Raw genomic sequence first — 19,908 nt, 5'->3', positions numbered from 1 at the left:
ATGGCGGTCAAAGCAGCAAAAATCAGTGTGTACGCCTGGGAAGGCACCGACAAAAAAGGCACAAAAATAGCCGGCGAACTCAGCGGTCAGAACCCGGCGCTGATCAAGGCGCAACTGCGCAAGCAAGGCATCAATCCCGGCAAGGTGCGCAAGAAATCCGCCTCGCTTTTCAACCTCGGTCAACGCATCAAGGCGCATGACATTGCCCTGTTCACCCGGCAGATGGCGACCATGATGAAAGCCGGCGTACCGCTGTTGCAGTCGTTCGACATCATCGGCGAAGGCTTCGAAAACCCGGCCATGCGCAAACTGGTGGACGAGGTGAAACAGGAAGTCGCGGCGGGTAACAGCTTCGCGGCAGCCCTGCGCAAAAAGCCGCAGTATTTTGATGAGCTCTACTGCAATCTGGTGGATGCCGGCGAACAGGCCGGCGCGCTGGACACCCTGCTGGAGCGGGTCGCGACCTACAAGGAAAAGAGCGAAAGCCTCAAGGCCAAGATCAAGAAAGCCATGACTTATCCGCTGGCGGTGGTGGTCGTCGCGATCATCGTCACCGGGATTCTGCTGGTCAAGGTGGTGCCGCAGTTCGAGTCGGTGTTCAAAGGTTTTGGTGCGCAACTGCCGGCGTTCACGGTGATGGTAATCGGCCTGTCGCAGTTCATGCAGGATTGGTGGTGGCTGATGCTTGGCGCGCTGATCGCGGCGATATTCGGTGTGCGCCACGCCTTCAAGACATCGCAAGGCTTTCGGGACCGGACAGACACCTGGCTGCTGAAACTGCCGTTGATTGGCGCATTGATGTACAAGTCCGCCGTGGCCCGTTACGCCCGTACGCTGTCGACCACTTTCGCCGCGGGTGTGCCGCTGGTCGAGGCGCTGGAGTCAGTGGCGGGCGCGACCGGCAACATCGTGTTCAAGCGGGCGGTGCTGCGTATCAAGCAGGATGTTTCGACGGGGATGCAGCTGAATTTCTCCATGCGCACCGCCGGCGTCTTTCCGAACATGGCGATCCAGATGACGGCCATTGGCGAAGAGTCCGGCGCACTGGACGACATGCTCGACAAGGTCGCCAGTTTCTATGAGGCGGAAGTCGACAATATGGTCGACAATCTCACCAGCCTGATGGAGCCATTCATCATGGTGGTGCTGGGTGTTATCGTCGGCGGCCTGGTGGTTGCGATGTACCTGCCCATTTTCCAACTCGGCAATGCGATCTGACATGCCCTTGAACGAAATCCTGACTGTGTACCCGTTGGCGTTTGTCGTCATTGCACTGCTGGTCGGCTTGCTGGTCGGCAGCTTCCTCAATGTGGTGATCTGGCGCCTGCCGAAAATGCTCGAGCGTGAGTGGCAATTGCAGGCCCGGGACATTCTCGGTTTGCCTGGCGAAACACCGCCGGCGACCTACAACCTGATGCTGCCCCACTCCGAGTGCCCGCATTGTGGGCACCGAATTCGCGCCTGGGAAAACATCCCGCTGCTCAGTTATGTGTTTTTACGTGGACGATGCTCAAGCTGCGCAGCCCCCATCAGCAAACGCTACCCGTTGACCGAACTGGCCTGCGGCCTGCTGTCGGCGTTCATTGCCTGGCACTTCGGTTTCGGCTGGCAAGCCGGGATGGTGCTGGTCCTGAGCTGGGGCCTGTTGGCCATGAGCCTGATCGACGCCGAGCATCAACTGTTGCCGGATGTGCTGGTGCTACCGCTGATGTGGCTGGGACTGGTCGTCAACAGCTTCGGATTGTTCGTGCCGTTGCACGAGGCGCTGTGGGGCGCAATTGCGGGCTACATGGCGCTGTGGTCGGTGTTCTGGCTGTTCAAGCTGATCACCGGCAAGGAAGGCATCGGCCACGGCGATTTCAAGCTGTTGGCCATGCTGGGCGCCTGGGGCGGCTGGCAGATTTTGCCGCTGACCATTCTGCTGTCGTCCCTGGTGGGCGCGATTATCGGCATGATTTTGCTGAGCCTGCGCAATGCGAAAACCTCGACCCCGATCCCCTTCGGTCCCTATCTGGCCATTGCCGGCTGGATTGCATTGCTCTGGGGTGGTCAAATAACCGGCTTCTATTGGCAGTTTGTCGGTTTGAAATGAATACCCCTGTGGATAAACCCTGGATTCTCGGCCTGACCGGCGGCATCGGCAGCGGCAAAAGCGCGGCCGCCCAGCACTTCATCGACCTGGGCGTGCACGTGGTCGATGCCGATCATGCGGCGCGCTGGGTGGTGGAGCCGGGTCGCCCGGCGCTGGCACAGATCGCCGAACATTTTGGCCCCGGCGTGTTGCAAGCCGACGGGCAACTCGATCGCGCAGCGTTGCGCAAACTGATCTTCGAAGTGCCTGAGCAACGCCTCTGGCTCGAGGCGCTTTTGCATCCGCTGATCGCCAGGGAAATCGCCGATCACCTGGGCAAGGCACAATCGCCTTACGCGATTCTGGTTTCGCCGTTGCTGATCGAGTCCGGGCAGTACGCCATGACCCAGCGAGTGCTGGTGATCGATGCGCCCGAACAACTACAGATCGAACGCACCCTGCAGCGTGACCAGACCAGCGAACAACAGGTCCAGGCGATTCTCAAGGCGCAATCCAGTCGCCAGGATCGCGTGAGCCATGCCGACGATGTGGTGGTCAACGACCGCGACCTCGCCTGGCTGCACAGCGAGGTCGAACGCCTGCATCACTTTTACCTTACATTGCGTGGAGGCCAGTCATGAGCCAGATCCCAACCGTCGAATGCCCAACCTGCGGCGCCCCTGTGGAATGGACCCCGGAAAGCACATTCCGGCCGTTCTGTTCGGACCGCTGCAAACTGATCGACCTGGGGGCGTGGGCATCGGAAGAGCACAAGATTCCAGTGGCACCCGATGCCGAGGACGAGTTGTTCAGTGGCGATTTCGACCCGCGTCACTAAGTGACGGTTCAGGGCCGCATGAAGCCATAGTCCTGACCGTCATCGAGGTTCTCGGCGAGAAACTGCAACTCATCGGCCAGATCCTCGACACTGCGCACGGCCTTGCTCTGCTGCACCACCGCGCTGAGCAGGGCGCGCAGGCTCAACCCCGGATCAAACCCGACTTCCTGCGCTGCATCCAGACTGTGGCGCAACTCCTGCCTTGCCCATTCGTAGACACTCATTTTCGATGCTCCTGAAGGTTTTTCGGAGCATGGATTCGTCGACGTTTTTTGGATTTGATGTGGATCAAGATTTCGGATCGTCGTCCTTCCAGGGCGCCGAAAGATAGCGTGTGCGGTTGAATGTCTCCAGCCATTCGGGGCTGAACACCACCAGTGCGCTGACGACCATGCCGTTGATGAAGGCTTCGGGAAAGATGATCAGCCACAAGTAACCGACAAAATCTTCCAGCCAGTAAGGCATGACGAAAAGCTCGTTGAACCACAGCAGCCATAGGGCCAGCAGCAGGCACAGCAAGGCCGATAGCGCCGCTGCGAAGAAACCGGAAACGAAGATATACACGAATGGATTACGCGGCTGCGCGCGCTCGACCAGGATTGCGCAGCACTCGGTGACCAGCACGGGCAGCAGAATCAACAAGGCGCCGTTCACGCCGACGGCGGCGAGGTCCTGGCGTCCGAGCATTACCAAGCCTGCTTGTGCGACCAGTCCGCCGACGATCGCCAAGGGCCAATCCAGGAGCAGGGTTACTGCGGTCAAGCCGATGAAGTGATAGGACACGCCGGTGTCGAAATCCCGGCGTACCAGCCACAGCATGAACAGCGCGAACACGGTGCCGAACAACAGATGTTGGCGGCGGCTGTCGCTGAACAGCTCAACCCACGGGGCACGTGCGATGGCCCAGATCAGTGCCGGGACGTAGATCAGCCAGCCGACGGTGAGGGTTTCGGGGGACAGCAGCTCGGCACCGATCATGGCTGGGTGGGCTCCCTTGTCTTTGCCGGAATAGGGTGGGGTATCAGTTTACACCGGTGTTTGGTTGGTCTTTGGTTGGGGGGCATATCCGTTTTTTCGGTGATGGCGGCTATTGGTTCCGCTCTTACAGCGGGTTACTTGGAAAAGCGCCAAGTAACCAAGCGCTCTTGCCCCTTTCGTTCGGTGCCTCGCTGTGGCTCGGCATGCCCTCGCTCCGGTCCTGCTCCGTGGGCCCGCCGCCATCGGCCATCCATGGCCGGGGGCGGCTAACCCGGCATCCATGCCGGGTTGCCCACTGCGCAGAACCTGCGCTCGGCCTCTCGAGGGGGCGCTCAGATCAAGAGCTGAAGGCGAGCTAACGCTCGGCCTGATGAGTGGTGGGAATCAAAAGCGTACGCAGGCCCCCTGTAGGAACCGGCTTGCCGGCGAAAATCGTTTGCACACCGCGTTCATTCAGACAGCCCGCGTTATCGTTGACGTCCATCGCCAGCAAGCTGGCTCCTACAAGGGCAATGCAGATGCGTCTGGATGAGTACGATCAACTGTAGGAGCCGGCTTGCTGGCGATAGCGGTGGATCAGTCACCTGTTTATTGATTGGACGGATGCCATCGCCAGCAAGCCGGCTCCTACAGGGGAATGTGCAAACATCCAAAATTAGTGCGACCACCACAATGCGAGAGCACGTGCACGACTGATGAGCCAGGTCGGCTTTCAGGCCGCCTCGGCGGCGGTGGCGGTAGTCGCCCCCTCGAGAGGCCGAGCGCAGGTTCTGCGCAGTGGGCAACCCGGCATGGATGCCGGGTTAGCCGCCCCCGGCCATGGATGGCCGATGGCGGCGGGCCCACGGAGCAGGACCGGAGCGAGGGCATGCCGAGCCACAGCGAGGCACCGAACGAAAGGGGCAAAAGCGCTTGGTTACTTGGCGCTTCTCCAAGTGACTCGCTGTAAAAGCGAAACCAATAGCCGCCATAACCGCAGAAACGGATATGTACCCAAACCAAACGCCCCCAACGATTGTTACGTTTCCTGCAAAGCTGAATCAGCCCCAGCCCCCTTTATCCATCACCACCAAGGACTAAACTTCAAGCATCAAAACCAACACCGAGCACACAAAAATGAAAACCCTGAGCACCCTGTTTCTGACCCTGATCGCCACCTCAGCCATGGCCGCCAGCGAGCCCGCTGCCACCCCGTACGACCCGGCGCAACCGCTGGACATCGCCAAGGTGGTTTCCGTGACCGACACCGCAACCGCGTGCGACGTCGTGCCGGCAACCATGGTCTACATCGACCATCAGGGCCAGACCCATCGCGTGACCTACCAAGTCATGGGCAACTGCACAAGCAACCTGTAACACCTGGCATCACACGATCAGCCGTTTCGCCTGCAACGCCAAATCATGCAGGCCGGCCAAACGCGCCATGATCCGCTCGACCACCTCGACCCTGGCCACCGCACCGCTTTGCAATTCCCCCATCGAATGCAAAGCCACTCCAGCCTTTTCCAGCCCCAGACGGGTGGAGCCGGATAACTGCTGAATCCCCTGGCGTGCATGCTCCGCCGACTGCTCCAGCCCCGTGGCGATTTGCCGGATCTGCGCACTGGAGTCCGCAGCCTGACGCGAGAGATTGCGCACTTCATCGGCGACCACCGCAAACCCTCGGCCATGACTGCCCGCCCTCGCCGCCTCGATTGCCGCGTTGAGCGCCAGCAAATTGGTCTGACGGGCGATGTCCTGGATGCTGCCGACAATCGCGCCGATGCGCATCGACTGACTGCCGAGCTCATCAAACACCTGATCCAGACGCTGCATGTAGAGGTTCAGGTCCTCCAGCACACTGGCCGAAGACTGCATGCTCTGCGCACTCGCCTTGACCCGATCGCCGGCCGTGCGCGCCAGTTGATTGGCAAAGCGCATGTCTTCCTCGGTTTGCAGCACCGACTCGGTCAATTGCTCCAGCTTGTTCTGCAAGCCGATGTTGTAAGGCGGTTGTTCTTTTTCAAGGGTCATAGCAGCGTCCAGGTGTAACTGAGGATCAGGCGGTTTTCGTCGATATCACTGCGGTAGTTGGAACGGGCCATCACGTTGCGCACGCGAATCCCGAGGCCTTTGAGGCTACCGTTTTGCAGCACGTAGCCGAGGTCGAGATCACGCTCGCGATCCTTGCCCTCGAACCCTTGCCCTGTGTCGACGTTATTACCGGAAATGTAACGCACGGTGCTGGTCAGCCCCGGCACACCGAGGGCGGCGAAGTCGTAGTCGTAACGCGCCTGCCAGGAGCGTTCATCAGTAAATGCAAACTCGTAGGTCGGCACCTCGTTGCCCAGCGGCGAGATGTTGGCGAAGACACGCGGGAATGCGCTGTCACCGAACATCCCCTGATAACCGACATAAAACGTGTGACCACCGCGCTTGGCCGACAGCAGCGAGAAGAACGCCTGGTTATCGATGTTGCCCAACAGCTTCTTGCCGTCTTCGCGCGAATCGTAATAACCAAGGTTGGCGCCCAGAGTCCAGTCACCCATCGGCTGGCTGTGCTTGAGACCGAGAAAACGCTGGTTGTAGATATCTTCCAGTTGCCCGAACCAGGCGCTGACCGAGCTGCGTTTATCGTTGAAGGCGTAATCGGCGCCGGCAAAGTTGAAGCCATCACTGCTGACCTGGCGCTGCGGCACGTGGCCGAGCATGGCCTGCATCTTTTCGTCGCCCGCCTCGTTGCGCAGGCTGGTCGTGTTCAAGTGACCGCCTTGCAAAGTCAGGCCATTGATCTCACTGGAGCTGATGCTTGCACCTTGATAACTGGGCGGCAGCAGGCGGATATCACTGAACGCCAACACCGGCAGGTTGGGTTGCAACTCCCCGACCTTCAGCTCTGTTTTGGAGTAACGCACCTTAAGCGCAGCTTCGAGACGGCTGTAATCATCTGCCGCACGCCCGTCATCCTTGACCGGCAGTAAACCGGTATTGACCCGATCCGGGCTGCTGTCGAGTTTGAGGCCGAGCAGGCCGATCACATCCACACCAAACCCGACGGGGCCCTGGGTGTAGCCGGATTTGACGTTAAGAATGAAGCCCTGCGCCCACTCTTCGGCCTTCGACTGTTTGTTCGCCCCGACGATGTCGGAGAAGTCCCGGCTGAAGTAGTAATTGCGTGCCTGCAAGGTGGCCGTGGTGTCTTCGATAAAGCCGCCCTCTGCCGCCATCGCACCGGTGGAGAAACCCGAGACGAGCGCCATGGACAACACGGAACCGGTTGTTGGAAGAATCTGTTTCATCGTTTTTTCTCTTATTTTTATTGATCGACAGTTGGAAGTGCTTCAGCCGCCGCGCTTTCGCGACGGGCGTTTAACAACACATGGGTGACCATGCCGAAAATCAGTCCCCAAAAAGCCGCGGACAAACCCAACAACGACATGCCCGAAGCGGTGGTGAGAAAGGTCACCAGCGCGGCTTCCCGATCACTCGGCACCGCCATTGCGCCGGCCAGTGCCCCGGCAATCGCGGCGAACAGCGCCAGCCCGGCCAGCGCCGCGATCAGCTCTTTGGGGAACGCCGAAAACAGCGAAACCAGGGTGGCGCCGAAGATGCCCAGCAGCAGGTAACACAGCCCGCCGACCACCCCGGCCACGTAGCGCTTGCCAGGATTTTCATGGGCCTCGCGACCGGTACAAATGGCCGCGGTGATCGCGGCCAGATTCAGCCCGTGGCAACCGAACGGTGCCAACAGCGCCGTGCCCAACGCACTGCTGGCGATGATCGGGCCGGACGGCGTCGCGTAACCGCTGGCCCGCAGCACCGCCATGCCGGGCACGAACTGGCCGGTCAGCGCCACCATCACCAGCGGCAAGGCAATGTTCAGCGTCGCGCTGAGGCTGAACACGGGCGTGATCCACACCGGCGTGGCCAACCCGATCACCAGCGCTTCGCTGTGCAAATCACCGCCGAGAAACGCCATCGAGCAGCCCACCAGCAGCACCATCACCACCGCATAACGCGGCATCAGGCGTTTGCAGATCAGGTACGTGGCAAACATCGCCAGCACCAGCAGCGGTTTGCCCTGCAACGAGACAAACAACCCGGTGCCGAAACTGAACAGAATCCCCGCCAGCATCGCCGCCGCAACAGCCGCCGGCAGTTTGCCGATGATCCGGTCGAACGCCCCCGACACCCCGACCAGGAAAATGATCAGGCTGCTGACCAGGTACGCGCCCACCGCCTCCGGCATCGAGATCCCCGGCAACAGCGCCACCAACAATGCCGAGCCGGGCGCCGACCACGCGATGATCACCGGCACGCGGTAACGCAGGCTCAAACCGATGCCGAGCACCGCGCTGCCGATGGAAATCGCCCAGACCCACGACGACAACACTTCCCGCGACAGGTGTGCGGTCTCGGCCGCCTGGAAAATAATCACCAACGGGCCGGCATAGGAAATCACCGTGGCGATAAATCCGGCGACGGCCGCCGACAGGGAAAAATCCCGGACAAACGTTTTCATGAAGCTTCGCCGACAGACCCGTCTGGCGAACCGTTGCGCAGGCCCGACAGCGCTTGCCTGTGACTACGCTGACTGCTGATCGCAAACACGGTCATGGCTATCGCGGCCACCGCGCCGGGCAAGGCAAACGCCATGAAGTTGAGTTGCAGCGGCAGGCTGATCCCGAGCAAGGCACCACCCAGCAGCGGCCCGACAATCGCACCGTTGCGGCCGATACCCGAAGCCCAGCCCAGACCGGTGGAGCGAATGGTCATGGAGTAGAACTGCGCGGCGCAGGCGTACAACAGAATCTGCGAACCGATGGTGGTGGCGCCGGCGATGGCGATCAGCAAGTACAGCAGCGGCATCGGGCTGTTGAAACCGAGCAAGGTGATCGACACGGCGGCCACGGCGAAGAACACCGCCAACACCCGCGGCAGGTTCAGTTTGTCACCCAACACGCCGCCACCGACAGCACCGAAAATGGCGCCGAAGTTGAGCACCAGCAGGAACGACAGGCTCGAACCCAGGCTGTAACCGGCGTTGGCCATCAGTTTCGGCAGCCAGGAACTCAAGGCGTAAACCATCAACAAGCAGCAGAAAAACGCCAGCCACAACATCAGCGTGCGCAGTGCGCGCCCCTCGCGAAACAGTTGCAGCACGGGGGTGCCGGTGCCCTTCACTTCGCTCATGTGCAGTTGATCGCCGGACTGCGCAACGTACGCCGGATCGACCCGTTGAAGAATGGCCCGCGCCTCTTCATTGCGTCCCTGACGCAGCATGAAACCCACCGACTCGGGCAGGAAGTACATGATCAGCGGCAACAACACCAACGGCAGCACCGCGACGTAAAACACCGACTGCCAGCCGAAGCTCGGGATCAGCACGATGCCCAGTCCCGCCGAGAGCATGCCGCCCACGGAGTAGCCGCTGAACATGATCGCCACCAGCGTGCTGCGGATTTTCTTCGGCGCGTACTCGTTCATCAGCGCCACGACGTTGGGCATCACCCCGCCGATACCCAGGCCGGCGATGAACCGGCACAGGCCGAACTCGGTGGGGTTGCGGGCAAAACCGTTGAGCACGGTAAAACCGCTGAAGAGCATCACGCAGATGGTGATGGCTTTCTTGCGGCCGATCTTGTCCGAGAGCGGGCCGAAAAACAGCGCGCCGAACATCATTCCAAACAATGCGTAACTTCCCAGCGCGCCGGCCTGCAAGGGACTGAGCCCCCACTCCTTCATCAGCATCGGCAGCACCACGCCGTAAATCACCAGATCGTAACCGTCGAAAATGATGATCAGGGCACACCAGAACAGCACCATCCAGTGGAAGCGGTTGAATCGAGCGTTGTCGATAACCTCATGTACGTCGATCTTGCGCATGGCATTCATCTCTTGTTGTTGTTTTATTCAGAACGTCGGTAAAGCGGCTAACGTCCCGTAAAGCCGAGGGTAAAGCTGCCAGGCGCGGGGCAATATCCGCTTTGCGCAGATCGCTATCCGTTTTGTGCAGGGCCCTGAAACGGGCGCGGGATGGGGCAATGGCGTGACAGGCTTTTGCTCTTCTCCGACAAACTGTCTTCTTTGCGAACGCATTTGAACGCTAAGCTTGGGCCTATGGATGACTCAGATTACTTACGCTTGCTGACCATTGCGGCCGAGCAAGCCAACGCGTTTCTTTCCAATGCCCGCAAATGGGAGCGTGAGCGTTGGGTGTGCCAGCGCCTGCTGCAAGGGCTGAACATTCCTTACCGCACCGACGAATTCGCGCCTGCCGGGGAGCCGCCGGACGTGCTGTTTCGCGAGGCGAATTTCGAAGTGTTTTTCGTGCTCGACGAAGGCCGGCGCCTCAACGATGAGTGGCGCGATGAACTGCAACGCCGACGCAGTGCGTTTTCGCTGAGTTCGCTGGTGCGTCGCGAAGCCAAACCCCGGCGCATTCCGGCCAATGAATTCCTGTTGAGACTGGCGCCGACCTTGCGCAAAAAAGCGCACAACTACAAAGAGCGCGGCATGGACCTGGGCGAGCTGGACATCATCGCCTTCGCCAGCCTCAAGCGCGAAGTGCTCGACCTCAATAGCCATTTCCCACCGCCCACCGAATACTTGCGTCAGGGCTGGCGCTCGTTGTCGCTGGTGGGGCCGACCTTCGCCCGTGTTTTATTTGCGCATCCCGACGCTCCGGATTTTCTGCGCAGCAACCTCGGTCGCAGCATCGTCTTCGATGTCGGGATCAGCCTGTGAGTCCATTGCAGGAACTGATCGCTGAAGTCCCGCAAACCGGCCGCGTACGCTGGATCGGCGTGCGCCCGCAGCCACACGTGCCAATGATAGAACTGGAAGCCGTGGAGGCACGACTCGAGGCCGGTCTGACCGGCGATCGTGCCCGCCCCGGCGTGCGCAATGCGCGGCAGGTGACGCTGATTCAGTGGGAGCATCTGGCGGTGATCAACTCGCTGATGGGCCGCTCGGAAGATAACCCGCTGTTGCCTAATGATTTGCGGCGCAACCTCGTTATCAGTGGGATCAACCTGTTCAGCCTCAAGGGTCGCCGCTTCAAAATCGGCCAGGCGATTTTCGAAACCACCGGTTGGTGTCAGCCCTGCGCGCGTCTGCAAAACAACCTCGGCCCTGGCACCTTTCAGGCCGTTCGCGGACATGGCGGAATCACCGCCCGAGTGTTACAAAGTGGAATCATTCGCCTGGACGATACGGTCAGCGTCGAGCCTGTTCCAGCGAGCGGCTATGCTCCGTTCAATGCGGGCTGATGTGTTACACCGCCGCCCGCATGTAGCTTCCCCACATTCAGCAACGTCTACCCCTGACGAGGCCCGATATGACCAGCCGCCTGAACCCCGACGACCAAAAGCATGTCGAAGAGTACCTGCACCTGTCCCAGCACCGAGTCGAGCGCCGGCCTTTCCGGCCGTGGATGCTCCTGGTGGTGGTGCTGGCCGTGACTATTGGCCTGGGCCTGTTGAGCCGATTTATCAGTTACCTGACGCTATGAGCTGCATCGCGCTCGCTCGGGTAATTGCACCGATTTCTTTTAGCCTTGCGAGATATCCCCATGACTCATCGTATTGTCATCGTTGGCGGCGGCGCCGGCGGTCTGGAGTTGGCTACCCGTCTGGGTAAGACTCTGGGCAAGCGCGGCACGGCCAGTGTGATGCTGGTCGACGCGAACCTGACCCACATCTGGAAACCGCTGTTGCACGAAGTGGCGGCCGGTTCCCTGAACTCTTCCGAAGACGAACTCAACTATGTTGCCCAGGCAAAATGGAACCACTTCGAGTTCCAGCTGGGGCGCATGAGCGGGCTTGATCGGACACAGAAGAAAATCCAGCTGGCCGCCACCTATGACGAAGCCGGCCTGGAACTGGTGCCGGCGCGTGAAGTGCCGTACGACTCGCTGGTAATCGCCGTCGGCAGCACCACCAACGATTTCGGCACCCAGGGCGCGGCGCAACATTGCCTGTTCCTCGACACACGCAAACAGGCCGAGCGTTTCCATCAGCAACTGCTCAACCACTATTTGCGCGCGCACGCCGGGCAGACGGATGTGGTGCAGCAGATCAGCGTGGCCATCGTCGGCGCCGGTGCCACGGGCGTCGAGTTGGCCGCCGAACTGCACAACGCCGCACATGAACTGGCGGCTTACGGTCTGGACCGGATCAAACCGGAGAACATGCACATCACCTTGATCGAAGCCGGTCCACGGGTGCTGCCAGCATTGCCGGAACGCATTGGCGGGCCTGTGCATAAAACCCTGGAGAAACTCGGGGTCAATGTCATGACCAACGCGGCCGTTAGCGAAGTGACCGCCGACAGCCTGATCACCGCCGACGGCAAAGTGATCAACGCCAGCCTGAAAGTCTGGGCCGCCGGGATTCGTGCGCCGGGTTTCCTCAAGGACATCGACGGTCTGGAAACCAACCGCATCAACCAGCTGCAAGTGCTGCCGACCCTGCAAACCACCCGCGACGAGAACATCTTCGCCTTCGGTGACTGCGCGGCCTGCCCGCAACCGGGCACCGATCGCAATGTGCCGCCGCGCGCCCAGGCTGCACATCAGCAGGCGTCGTTGCTGGCCAAATCGCTGAAGCTGCGGATCGAGGGCAAGCCGCTGCCTGTGTATAAGTACACCGACTACGGTTCGTTGATTTCGCTGTCGCGTTTTTCGGCTGTGGGTAACTTGATGGGCAACCTGACCGGCAGCGTGATGCTCGAGGGTTGGCTGGCGCGGATGTTTTATGTGTCGCTGTACCGCATGCACCAGATGGCGCTGTATGGCGCGTTCCGCACGGCGATGTTGATGCTGGGCAGCAAGATTGGTCGCGGGACCGAGCCGCGCCTCAAGCTGCACTAATAACCATCCCCTGTGGGAGCGAGCCTGCTCGCGATAGCGGTGTGTCAGTCGCCACATGAGTTGGCTGACACACCGCTATCGCGAGCAGGCTCGCTCCCACATTTGATCTCCACTGATTTGGAGACCTGTGTCTTACTGCATCTCCCCCCGTGTCCGAACACCTGAAAGATCAAGACGGCGCCTAAGTCTCAATAAAAAAGCCGCGCTTTTCCTTCGAAAAGCGCGGCTTTTTCATGTCCGGCACATTTACACGCGAAAACGCTGCACCATCCCCTGCAACGCATTGGCCAGTTTCGATAGCTCGTGGCTGGAGGCACTGGTCTGGTCGGCGCCGGTAGCGGAACGCACCGACAGATCACGAATGTTCACCAGATTGCGATCCACTTCCCGGGCCACTTGGGCCTGCTCTTCCGCCGCACTGGCAATCACCAGGTTGCGCTCGTGGATTTCGTGAACCGAGGCAGTGATCGTCTGCAATGCGTCACCCGCCCGCTTCGCCATCACCAGGGTTTCGGCAGCACGGGAAGCGCTGGCATTCATCGAGTCCAGCGCCAGGCTTGAACCATTGCGCATGCCCTGGACCATTTGCTCGATTTCCTGGGTCGATTGCTGCGTGCGATGCGCCAGTGCACGCACTTCATCGGCCACCACCGCAAAACCGCGCCCGCTCTCCCCCGCGCGCGCCGCTTCAATCGCCGCGTTGAGCGCCAACAGGTTGGTTTGCTCGGCAATGGCCCGAATCACATCCAGCACCTTGCCGATGTCCTGGGACTGATTGGCCAGCGATTGCACCAACTCACCGGTGTGCTGCACATCATTGGCCAGGTCGCTGATGGCACTTGCGGTTTCGCTGACTCGCTCCTGCCCCAGATGCGCCGACTCGCTGGACTGGCGAGTGGCATCGGAGGTCGACACTGCGTTGCGCGCAACTTCTTCGACGGCGGAGGTCATTTCGTTGACCGCCGTGGCGGCTTGCTCAATCTCGTTGTTCTGTTGTTGCAGACCCTGGGTACTGTCGAGGGTGACGGCGTTCAGCTCATCCGCCGCCGTGGCCAGTTGCGTCGCCGAGCCACTGATGGCTTGCAGGGTTTCCCGCAGGTTCTGCTGCATGGTCGCCAGCGCCTTGAGCAAACGGCTCACTTCGTCGTTGCCATGGGTCGCGATAGGCCGAGTCAAATCGCCCTGCGCCACGCTTTCCGCCGCACTCAGGGCTTCATTCAGCGGACGGACGATACTGCGAGTCAGCAACATCGCCAGGCCGACGGTCGCCAGCGCCGCGAGTGCGATGAACAGGCTGACGATGGATCGCGAGGTTTCGTAGTGCGCTGCGGATTTCTGGCTTTCAACGGCGACCTGTTTGGCGAACAGGTCCGCCAGGTCATTGAGCTGCTTGCCGGAACCATCGACCACGGTTTTCATGTCGATCAACAGCAGTTTGGTCAGCTCGTCACGGCGACCTTGCTCGGCCAAGGTGAACGACTGGGCAATGCCGGTGCGATAGGCGGCGAAGGTGGTTTTGAACTGGTCGTACAAGGCCTGACCTTCAGCGGTGTCGACCAACTTGTCGTAAGCCGCAATCTTCTCGCTCAGTTCCTTGTCGCGGGTGTCCATCTGGCCGCGGTAGGTTGGAATGTTCTTTGGGTCTTGATCCAGTGCCATACGCAAGGAAATGGTACGGATGCGCAGCATCAGCTCGCGGATCTCATCACCACCACGGATGCTCGGCAGCCATTGCTTCTCCACCGCCACCTCGCTCTCGCGAATGCTCGACATCTGCCCCAGGGCAAATATTCCGAGCAACGCCACCAGCACGGCAATCAAGGCAAAACCCAGCGCAGCACGAGGGGCAATATTCAGCTGACGAAGAAACATAACGAGCGCCTTTCTTGTTGTTGGCCTGAATGGGAGGTCGCGAGTGCGCCCCGACAGCTCGTTATCGGCTAGTTGTACGATGACTTGAAAGGATTCGGCTTTTTCAAAGGCAAAAAAAATCCCCGTATCTTTCGATACGAGGATTTTTAATATGGTCGGGGTAAGGGGATTCGAACTCCTGACATCCTGCTCCCAAAGCAGGCGCGCTACCGGACTGCGCTATACCCCGGTAAAAAAAAGGCACCTTTAAAAGGCGCCTTCTGCGAACAGAGCTTTTGGCGTCTGATCTTAAGATTCGATTCCAGCGTTAACTGGTTTCAAAAATGGTGGGTCGTGTGGGATTCGAACCTACGACCAATTGGTTAAAAGCCAACTGCTCTACCAACTGAGCTAACGACCCAAAAATGGTCGGGGTAAGGGGATTCGAACTCCTGACATCCTGCTCCCAAAGCAGGCGCGCTACCGGACTGCGCTATACCCCGGTTTGAAATTGGCTCCGTGACCAGGACTCGAACCTGGGACCCAATGATTAACAGTCATTTGCTCTACCGACTGAGCTATCACGGAACTACATATTTCAATTTACAACGGTGAAGCTTTACTGCGTTCTCTTCGACCCGTTCGCATCGCTGCGTTCGTGTGTCTGAGGCGCGCTATTCTACAATCTTAAGCACCTCTGTCAACCCCCTAAATTGCATTCAAGTTAATGATTTGCAACTTATTTCAGATTCCTGCTTGGGGAGCAGAAACCCTTCCGGGTGACTTACTGCGGGGCGCACTTTACAAGCCTTTTCCTTTGAGTTCAACAACCTGACGAAAAAAAGGCCTCGCAATGCGAGGCCTCTTCAGTTTTGTTGCTGACGCGGATCAGGCGAAGACGATTTCGTCGTTTTCCACCACACCCTTGGCGGTATCGCCGGGCATGAAACGACCCGACAAAATCAGCTGCGCCAGCGGGTTTTCGATCCAGCGCTGAATCGCACGTTTCAGTGGCCGTGCGCCGTACACCGGGTCGTAGCCAACCGCGATCAGCTTGTCCATGGCCTCAGGGCTGAGTTCCAGTTTCAGTTCGCGCTCAGTCAGGCGACTGCGCAGACGACCCAACTGGATCTCGGTGATGCCCGCGATCTGATCCCGCGCCAATGGCTCGAAGATCACCACTTCGTCGACCCGGTTGATGAACTCCGGCCGGAAGTGCGTGGAAATCGCATCCATCACCGCTGCGCGCTGAGCCTCACGATCACCGACCAGTTCCTGGATCTGTACCGAGCCCAGGTTGGAGGTCATGACGATCACGGTGTTCTTGAAATCCACCGTGCGGCCATGGCTGTCGGTCAGACGGCCATCTTCCAGCACTTGCAGCAAGATGTTGAACACATCCGGGTGGGCCTTCTCGACCTCATCCAGCAGGATCACCGAATAAGGCTTGCGACGCACCGCCTCGGTCAGGTAACCGCCCTCTTCATACCCTACGTAGCCTGGTGGCGCACCGATCAACCGGGCCACGGAATGTTTCTCCATGAACTCGGACATGTCGATCCGCACCATCGCCTCTTCGGTATCAAAGAGGAACTCGGCCAACGCCTTGCACAACTCGGTTTTACCGACACCGGTCGGGCCGAGGAACATGAATGAACCGCTCGGACGATTCGGGTCGGACAAACCGGCCCGCGAACGACGCACCGCGTTGGAAACCGCGATCACCGCTTCGTCCTGACCGATCACACGCTGGTGCAACAGGCCTTCCATCTTCATCAGCTTGTCGCGCTCGCCTTCGAGCATTTTCGACACGGGGATACCGGTCCACTTCGAGACGACTTCGGCGATTTCTTCCTCGGTCACCTTGCTGCGCAGCAACTGGTTTTCGCTTTTGCCATGCTGGTCGACCATTTGCAGGCTGCGCTCCAGGTCCGGGATCACCCCATATTGCAGCTCGGCCATGCGGTTCAGGTCGCCTTTACGGCGTGCGGCTTCCAGTTCCTGGCGGGACTGTTCGATTTTCTGCTGGATCTGCGCAGAACCCTGGACTTCGGCTTTTTCCGAGTTCCAGATTTCTTCGAGGTCCGAATACTCCCGTTCATGACGAACGATTTCTTCCTGGAGTTTTTCCAGGCGCTTGATCGCCGCTTCGTCGCTCTCTTTCTTCAGCGCCTGGGATTCCACCTTCAGCTGAATCAGACGACGCTCAAGACGGTCCAGCACTTCCGGCTTGGAGTCGATCTCCATGCGGATGCGGCTGGCGGCTTCGTCGATCAGGTCGATGGCCTTGTCCGGCAACTGACGATCGGTAATGTAGCGATGACTGAGTTTGGCCGCGGCGATGATCGCACCGTCGGTGATCGCCACTTTGTGGTGAACTTCATAGCGCTCTTTCAGGCCGCGCAGAATGGCGATGGTGTCTTCTTCGCTCGGTTCGTCCACCAACACTTTCTGGAAGCGCCGCTCAAGGGCCGCGTCCTTCTCTATATATTGGCGGTACTCGTTGAGCGTGGTCGCGCCGACGCAGTGCAACTCGCCACGGGCCAACGCAGGTTTGAGCATGTTGCCCGCATCCATCGAGCCTTCGCCCTTACCGGCGCCGACCATGGTGTGCAGTTCGTCGATGAACAGAATAATCTGCCCTTCCTGCTTCGACAGTTCGTTGAGCAGGGATTTCAGGCGTTCTTCGAACTCGCCACGGTACTTGGCACCGGCAATCAGCGCGCCCATGTCCAGGGACAGCAGGCGTTTGCCTTTCAGGCCATCCGGTACTTCACCGTTGATGATGCGCTGGGCCAGGCCTTCGGCGATGGCGGTTTTACCCACGCCAGGCTCACCGATCAGCACCGGGTTATTCTTGGTGCGGCGTTGCAGCACCTGAATGGTCCGGCGAATTTCGTCGTCACGACCGATTACCGGATCGAGCTTGCCGTCTTCGGCGCGCTTGGTCAGGTCGACGGTGTATTTATCCAGCGCCTGACGCGACTCTTCGTGGTTGGCGTCGTTGACCGCTTCGCCGCCACGCAGGTTGTTGATCGCGTTTTCCAGGGCTTTTTTGCTGACGCCCTGACCGAGCAACAATTTGCCGAGTTTGCTGTTCTCGTCCATGGCGGCGAGCAGCACCAGCTCACTGGAAATGAACTGATCACCCTTCTGCTGGGCCAGGCGATCCGCCTGGTTGAGCAGACGCGCCAAGTCCTGCGACATGTTGACGTCGCCGGTCGGGTTCTGGATTTTTGGCAGCTGGTCGAGCTCTTTGGTCAGCTCTTTACGCAGGCTGTTGACGTCAAAACCGACCTGCATCAACAGGGGTTTGATCGAACCACCCTGCTGTTCAAGCATGGCTTGCATCAAGTGCGCCGGTTCAATACCGGGATGGTCAAGGCCGACGGCCAGCGATTGGGCGTCGGATAGAGCTAACTGCAATTTGCTGGTTAAACGATCTATACGCATGGGTCACCTTCCTTTTGAGCAGGCCGGACCTATAAAACATCCTGAATGAAGAAACCTGCCAGATACTGCTATAGATGTGGTCGATTCTGGGAGTTTCAAGCGTCGTACAGTTGACGCAGGTCAGAGGAGTTTAGCGTTCGAGCCAGATAAGGGAGGCAAACCGACCAGTGCGAGGACTACGACGGTAAGAAAAGAAGCGGGGATCGGTCACGGTGCAGAAACCGCCACCATAAACAGCAGTGACACCACGAGCCGCCAGACGCAAACGCGCCAGCTCATAGATGTCAGCCATGAATTTGCCAGCGTTTTGGCTCGGCACGAAGGCTTTCGCGGATTCGGGCAATTGCTCGACGAAGGTAGCCCGCACTTCCGGGCCGACTTCAAAGGCTTGCGGGCCAATGGCCGGACCGAGCCAGACCAGCACGTCTTCCGAGGGCACGGCCAGCGCATCGAGCGTCGCTTCGAGCACGCCCGCCGCCAACCCGCGCCAACCGGCGTGGGCCGCAGCGACGCGAGTGCCGGCACGGTCGCAAAACAACGCGGGCAGGCAATCAGCCGTCATCGCCGCGCAGGCAATGCCGGGCGTTGCCGTCCAGCTGGCGTCTGCGGTGGCCACAAGGCTTGGGTCCGCATGAGCCACGGCGATGCCGTGAACCTGCTTCAACCAGGCCGGCTGCATGGAGAAATGATCGGTGAGGCGACGGCGGTTTTCGGCAACAGCTTCGGGGCTGTCGTCGACGTGATCGCCGAGGTTGAGGCTGTCGAACGGCGCCAGACTGACGCCGCCCGCACGGGTGGTGACGCAGGCTTTCACCCCGGCAGGCGCAGGCCAGTCGGGAATCAGCCAGTCACTCATCCGATGAACGCCTCGCGGTCTTGCTTGAGCAGCGTCAGCAACCAGACGAAATCGTCCGGCAGTGGCGATTCCCAGCTCATGCGTTTACCGGTAGTCGGGTGATCCAGCTCCAGGAACCGCGCATGCAGCGCCTGACGCGGGAACGTCTTCAAGGAATCGACCATGGTCTGACTGGCGGCTGGCGGGATACGGAAACGACCGCCGTAGGCAGGATCTCCGACCAACGGGTAGTTGATGTGCGCCATGTGCACGCGAATCTGGTGCGTACGACCGGTTTCCAGCTTCACCCGCACGTGAGTGTGGGAGCGGAAACGCTCGAGCACACGGTAATGGCTGACGGCTTGCTTGCCACCTTCCATCACGGCCATGCGCTGGCGTTGCTGGCCGTGACGACCGATAGGCGCGTTGATCTTGCCGCCCGCCGTTACCACACCGATCACAATGCACTCGTAGATCCGGCTGACGCTACGGCTCTGCAACTGTGTAACCAGCTGCGTCTGCGCTTGAATGGTCTTGGCCACCACCATCAGACCGGTGGTGTCCTTGTCCAGGCGATGCACGATACCGGCGCGGGGCACATTGATAATGTCCGGCACGTGGTGCAGCAAGGCGTTGAGCAAGGTGCCATCAGCGTGACCGGCAGCCGGATGCACCACCAGGCCCGCGGGCTTGTTGATCACCAGGATGTCGTCGTCTTCATAGACGATGTCCAGCTCGATGTCTTGAGCGATCCATTCGCCCTGAGCTTCCTGCTCGGCAGTCAGTTCAAGAATGGCGCCACCGTGAACGATGTCTCGCGGGCGGATAACCGCCCCATCCACAGTCAGGCGGCCGTCTTTGATCCAGGCGGAAAGGCGCGAGCGCGAGTGCTCAGCGAATAATTGTGCGGCGACTTGATCGAGGCGTTGGCCGCCCAATTCGGACGGCACCTCTGCGCGAAGTTCAATTTTATCGGACATGCTCAGACTAGGCGTCGGCACAGCCTTTGGTTTCGGCTGCGCGCTTGTGGT

General features: G+C 59.8%; 18 protein-coding genes, 4 tRNA genes and 1 pseudogene. 9 read left to right on the top strand and 14 right to left on the bottom strand.

Annotated features, from left to right (window positions below; all coding sequences use genetic code 11):
* The 4 genes from IB254_RS24875 to yacG are packed head-to-tail and all read left to right on the top strand — an operon-like array spanning position 1 to position 2,909.
* On the top strand, positions 1–1,218 hold the full coding sequence (locus tag IB254_RS24875) for a type II secretion system F family protein (RefSeq protein WP_192419976.1): 1,218 nt from the start codon (positions 1–3) through the stop codon (positions 1,216–1,218).
* Position 1,219: 1 nt separating this feature from the next.
* Entirely contained in the window at positions 1,220–2,092 is an 873-nt protein-coding gene (locus IB254_RS24870; RefSeq protein WP_192419974.1) for a prepilin peptidase, read from the top strand.
* Positions 2,089–2,712, top strand: a complete 624-nt coding sequence (gene coaE, locus IB254_RS24865) for a dephospho-CoA kinase (protein WP_008033209.1) — start codon at positions 2,089–2,091, stop codon at positions 2,710–2,712. Before IB254_RS24870 ends, coaE begins: the two co-directional genes overlap by 4 nt.
* Positions 2,709–2,909, top strand: a complete 201-nt coding sequence (yacG, locus tag IB254_RS24860; protein WP_008033210.1) for a DNA gyrase inhibitor YacG — start codon at positions 2,709–2,711, stop codon at positions 2,907–2,909. The genes coaE and yacG overlap by 4 nt, the downstream gene beginning before the upstream one ends.
* Positions 2,910–2,917: 8 nt before the next feature.
* Here yacG and IB254_RS24855 read toward each other — a convergent pair whose 3' ends face one another.
* Positions 2,918–3,133, bottom strand: coding sequence for a hypothetical protein (locus IB254_RS24855; RefSeq protein ID WP_008033212.1), 216 nt, complete (start codon positions 3,131–3,133; stop codon positions 2,918–2,920).
* Positions 3,134–3,197: 64 nt separating this feature from the next.
* Positions 3,198–3,887 carry an energy-coupling factor ABC transporter permease gene (locus tag IB254_RS24850; protein WP_192419972.1) on the bottom strand — a complete coding sequence of 230 codons (690 nt, stop codon included), beginning with the start codon at positions 3,885–3,887 and terminating at the stop codon, positions 3,198–3,200.
* Between the two features lie 1,116 nt (positions 3,888–5,003).
* Here IB254_RS24850 and IB254_RS24845 point away from each other — a divergent pair.
* On the top strand, positions 5,004–5,243 hold the full coding sequence (locus tag IB254_RS24845) for a DUF2790 domain-containing protein (RefSeq protein ID WP_008028718.1): 240 nt from the start codon (positions 5,004–5,006) through the stop codon (positions 5,241–5,243).
* 9 nt (positions 5,244–5,252) lie between these two features.
* On the opposite strand, the pseudogene IB254_RS30010 reads toward IB254_RS24845, so the two are convergent.
* From IB254_RS30010 to IB254_RS24825, 4 genes and pseudogenes are all read right to left on the bottom strand, one after another.
* Positions 5,253–5,654 (bottom strand): annotated as a pseudogene (locus IB254_RS30010) (methyl-accepting chemotaxis protein); the annotation flags it as partial.
* A gap of 242 nt (positions 5,655–5,896) precedes the next feature.
* Entirely contained in the window at positions 5,897–7,165 is a 1,269-nt protein-coding gene (locus IB254_RS24835) for an OprD family porin (protein WP_192227991.1), read from the bottom strand.
* Between the two features lie 17 nt (positions 7,166–7,182).
* Positions 7,183–8,388 (bottom strand): benzoate/H(+) symporter BenE family transporter, encoded by a 1,206-nt coding sequence (locus tag IB254_RS24830; protein WP_192419968.1) that lies wholly within the window; start codon positions 8,386–8,388, stop codon positions 7,183–7,185.
* Positions 8,385–9,752, bottom strand: coding sequence for an aromatic acid/H+ symport family MFS transporter (locus IB254_RS24825; RefSeq protein WP_008028725.1), 1,368 nt, complete (start codon positions 9,750–9,752; stop codon positions 8,385–8,387). The genes IB254_RS24830 and IB254_RS24825 overlap by 4 nt, the downstream gene beginning before the upstream one ends.
* 234 nt (positions 9,753–9,986) lie before the next feature.
* Between IB254_RS24825 and IB254_RS24820 the strand changes: the two genes are divergently transcribed.
* The 4 genes from IB254_RS24820 to IB254_RS24805 all read left to right on the top strand — a co-directional run bounded on the left by IB254_RS24820 (position 9,987) and on the right by IB254_RS24805 (position 12,738).
* Complete coding sequence (locus IB254_RS24820) at positions 9,987–10,613, top strand: DUF1780 domain-containing protein (RefSeq protein WP_032828736.1); 627 nt, start codon at positions 9,987–9,989, stop codon at positions 10,611–10,613.
* Positions 10,610–11,137, top strand: coding sequence for an MOSC domain-containing protein (locus IB254_RS24815; RefSeq protein WP_008028728.1), 528 nt, complete (start codon positions 10,610–10,612; stop codon positions 11,135–11,137). The genes IB254_RS24820 and IB254_RS24815 overlap by 4 nt, the downstream gene beginning before the upstream one ends.
* A gap of 68 nt (positions 11,138–11,205) precedes the next feature.
* Entirely contained in the window at positions 11,206–11,379 is a 174-nt protein-coding gene (locus tag IB254_RS24810) for a DUF3094 domain-containing protein (protein WP_008028730.1), read from the top strand.
* Between the two features lie 60 nt (positions 11,380–11,439).
* Entirely contained in the window at positions 11,440–12,738 is a 1,299-nt protein-coding gene (locus IB254_RS24805; RefSeq protein ID WP_192419966.1) for an NAD(P)/FAD-dependent oxidoreductase, read from the top strand.
* Positions 12,739–12,984: 246 nt separating this feature from the next.
* On the opposite strand, the gene IB254_RS24800 is transcribed toward IB254_RS24805, so the two are convergent.
* The 8 genes from IB254_RS24800 to rluD form a co-directional block, all read right to left on the bottom strand.
* Positions 12,985–14,610, bottom strand: coding sequence for a methyl-accepting chemotaxis protein (locus tag IB254_RS24800; protein WP_192419964.1), 1,626 nt, complete (start codon positions 14,608–14,610; stop codon positions 12,985–12,987).
* Between the two features lie 152 nt (positions 14,611–14,762).
* Positions 14,763–14,839, bottom strand: a tRNA-Pro gene (locus IB254_RS24795).
* Between the two features lie 95 nt (positions 14,840–14,934).
* A tRNA-Lys gene (locus tag IB254_RS24790) sits at positions 14,935–15,010 on the bottom strand.
* Positions 15,011–15,015: 5 nt separating this feature from the next.
* Positions 15,016–15,092 (bottom strand) — tRNA-Pro (locus IB254_RS24785).
* A 9-nt stretch (positions 15,093–15,101) separates the two neighbouring features.
* Positions 15,102–15,177: transfer RNA gene (locus IB254_RS24780), tRNA-Asn, on the bottom strand.
* A 300-nt stretch (positions 15,178–15,477) separates the two neighbouring features.
* Positions 15,478–18,042 (bottom strand): ATP-dependent chaperone ClpB, encoded by a 2,565-nt coding sequence (gene clpB, locus IB254_RS24775; RefSeq protein ID WP_008037881.1) that lies wholly within the window; start codon positions 18,040–18,042, stop codon positions 15,478–15,480.
* Positions 18,043–18,172: 130 nt separating this feature from the next.
* Positions 18,173–18,898, bottom strand: coding sequence for a peptidoglycan editing factor PgeF (gene pgeF, locus IB254_RS24770; RefSeq protein ID WP_192227995.1), 726 nt, complete (start codon positions 18,896–18,898; stop codon positions 18,173–18,175).
* On the bottom strand, positions 18,895–19,857 hold the full coding sequence (gene rluD, locus IB254_RS24765) for a 23S rRNA pseudouridine(1911/1915/1917) synthase RluD (RefSeq protein WP_008028788.1): 963 nt from the start codon (positions 19,855–19,857) through the stop codon (positions 18,895–18,897). Before rluD ends, pgeF begins: the two co-directional genes overlap by 4 nt.
* Positions 19,858–19,908 lie beyond the last annotated feature (51 nt).

The sequence above is a fragment of the Pseudomonas sp. PDM03 genome, assembly GCF_014852385.1.
Lineage (GTDB): Bacteria > Pseudomonadota > Gammaproteobacteria > Pseudomonadales > Pseudomonadaceae > Aquipseudomonas > Aquipseudomonas migulae.
Note: the sequence above shows the minus strand (reverse complement) of the source record. Positions and strands in the feature narration are given on the sequence as shown.

What these genes read in the sequence shown, in the direction of transcription:
- IB254_RS24875 (WP_192419976.1), top strand. Translation starts at nt 1, where the DNA reads ATGGCGGTCAAAGCAGCAAAAATCAGTGTGTACGCCTGGGAAGGCACC.
- IB254_RS24870 (WP_192419974.1), top strand. Translation starts at nt 1,220, where the DNA reads ATGCCCTTGAACGAAATCCTGACTGTGTACCCGTTGGCGTTTGTCGTC.
- coaE (WP_008033209.1), top strand. Translation starts at nt 2,089, where the DNA reads ATGAATACCCCTGTGGATAAACCCTGGATTCTCGGCCTGACCGGCGGC.
- yacG (WP_008033210.1), top strand. Translation starts at nt 2,709, where the DNA reads ATGAGCCAGATCCCAACCGTCGAATGCCCAACCTGCGGCGCCCCTGTG.
- IB254_RS24855 (WP_008033212.1), bottom strand. Translation starts at nt 3,133, where the DNA reads ATGAGTGTCTACGAATGGGCAAGGCAGGAGTTGCGCCACAGTCTGGAT.
- IB254_RS24850 (WP_192419972.1), bottom strand. Translation starts at nt 3,887, where the DNA reads ATGATCGGTGCCGAGCTGCTGTCCCCCGAAACCCTCACCGTCGGCTGG.
- IB254_RS24845 (WP_008028718.1), top strand. Translation starts at nt 5,004, where the DNA reads ATGAAAACCCTGAGCACCCTGTTTCTGACCCTGATCGCCACCTCAGCC.
- IB254_RS24835 (WP_192227991.1), bottom strand. Translation starts at nt 7,165, where the DNA reads ATGAAACAGATTCTTCCAACAACCGGTTCCGTGTTGTCCATGGCGCTC.
- IB254_RS24830 (WP_192419968.1), bottom strand. Translation starts at nt 8,388, where the DNA reads ATGAAAACGTTTGTCCGGGATTTTTCCCTGTCGGCGGCCGTCGCCGGA.
- IB254_RS24825 (WP_008028725.1), bottom strand. Translation starts at nt 9,752, where the DNA reads ATGCGCAAGATCGACGTACATGAGGTTATCGACAACGCTCGATTCAAC.
- IB254_RS24820 (WP_032828736.1), top strand. Translation starts at nt 9,987, where the DNA reads ATGGATGACTCAGATTACTTACGCTTGCTGACCATTGCGGCCGAGCAA.
- IB254_RS24810 (WP_008028730.1), top strand. Translation starts at nt 11,206, where the DNA reads ATGACCAGCCGCCTGAACCCCGACGACCAAAAGCATGTCGAAGAGTAC.
- IB254_RS24805 (WP_192419966.1), top strand. Translation starts at nt 11,440, where the DNA reads ATGACTCATCGTATTGTCATCGTTGGCGGCGGCGCCGGCGGTCTGGAG.
- IB254_RS24800 (WP_192419964.1), bottom strand. Translation starts at nt 14,610, where the DNA reads ATGTTTCTTCGTCAGCTGAATATTGCCCCTCGTGCTGCGCTGGGTTTT.
- clpB (WP_008037881.1), bottom strand. Translation starts at nt 18,042, where the DNA reads ATGCGTATAGATCGTTTAACCAGCAAATTGCAGTTAGCTCTATCCGAC.
- pgeF (WP_192227995.1), bottom strand. Translation starts at nt 18,898, where the DNA reads ATGAGTGACTGGCTGATTCCCGACTGGCCTGCGCCTGCCGGGGTGAAA.
- rluD (WP_008028788.1), bottom strand. Translation starts at nt 19,857, where the DNA reads ATGTCCGATAAAATTGAACTTCGCGCAGAGGTGCCGTCCGAATTGGGC.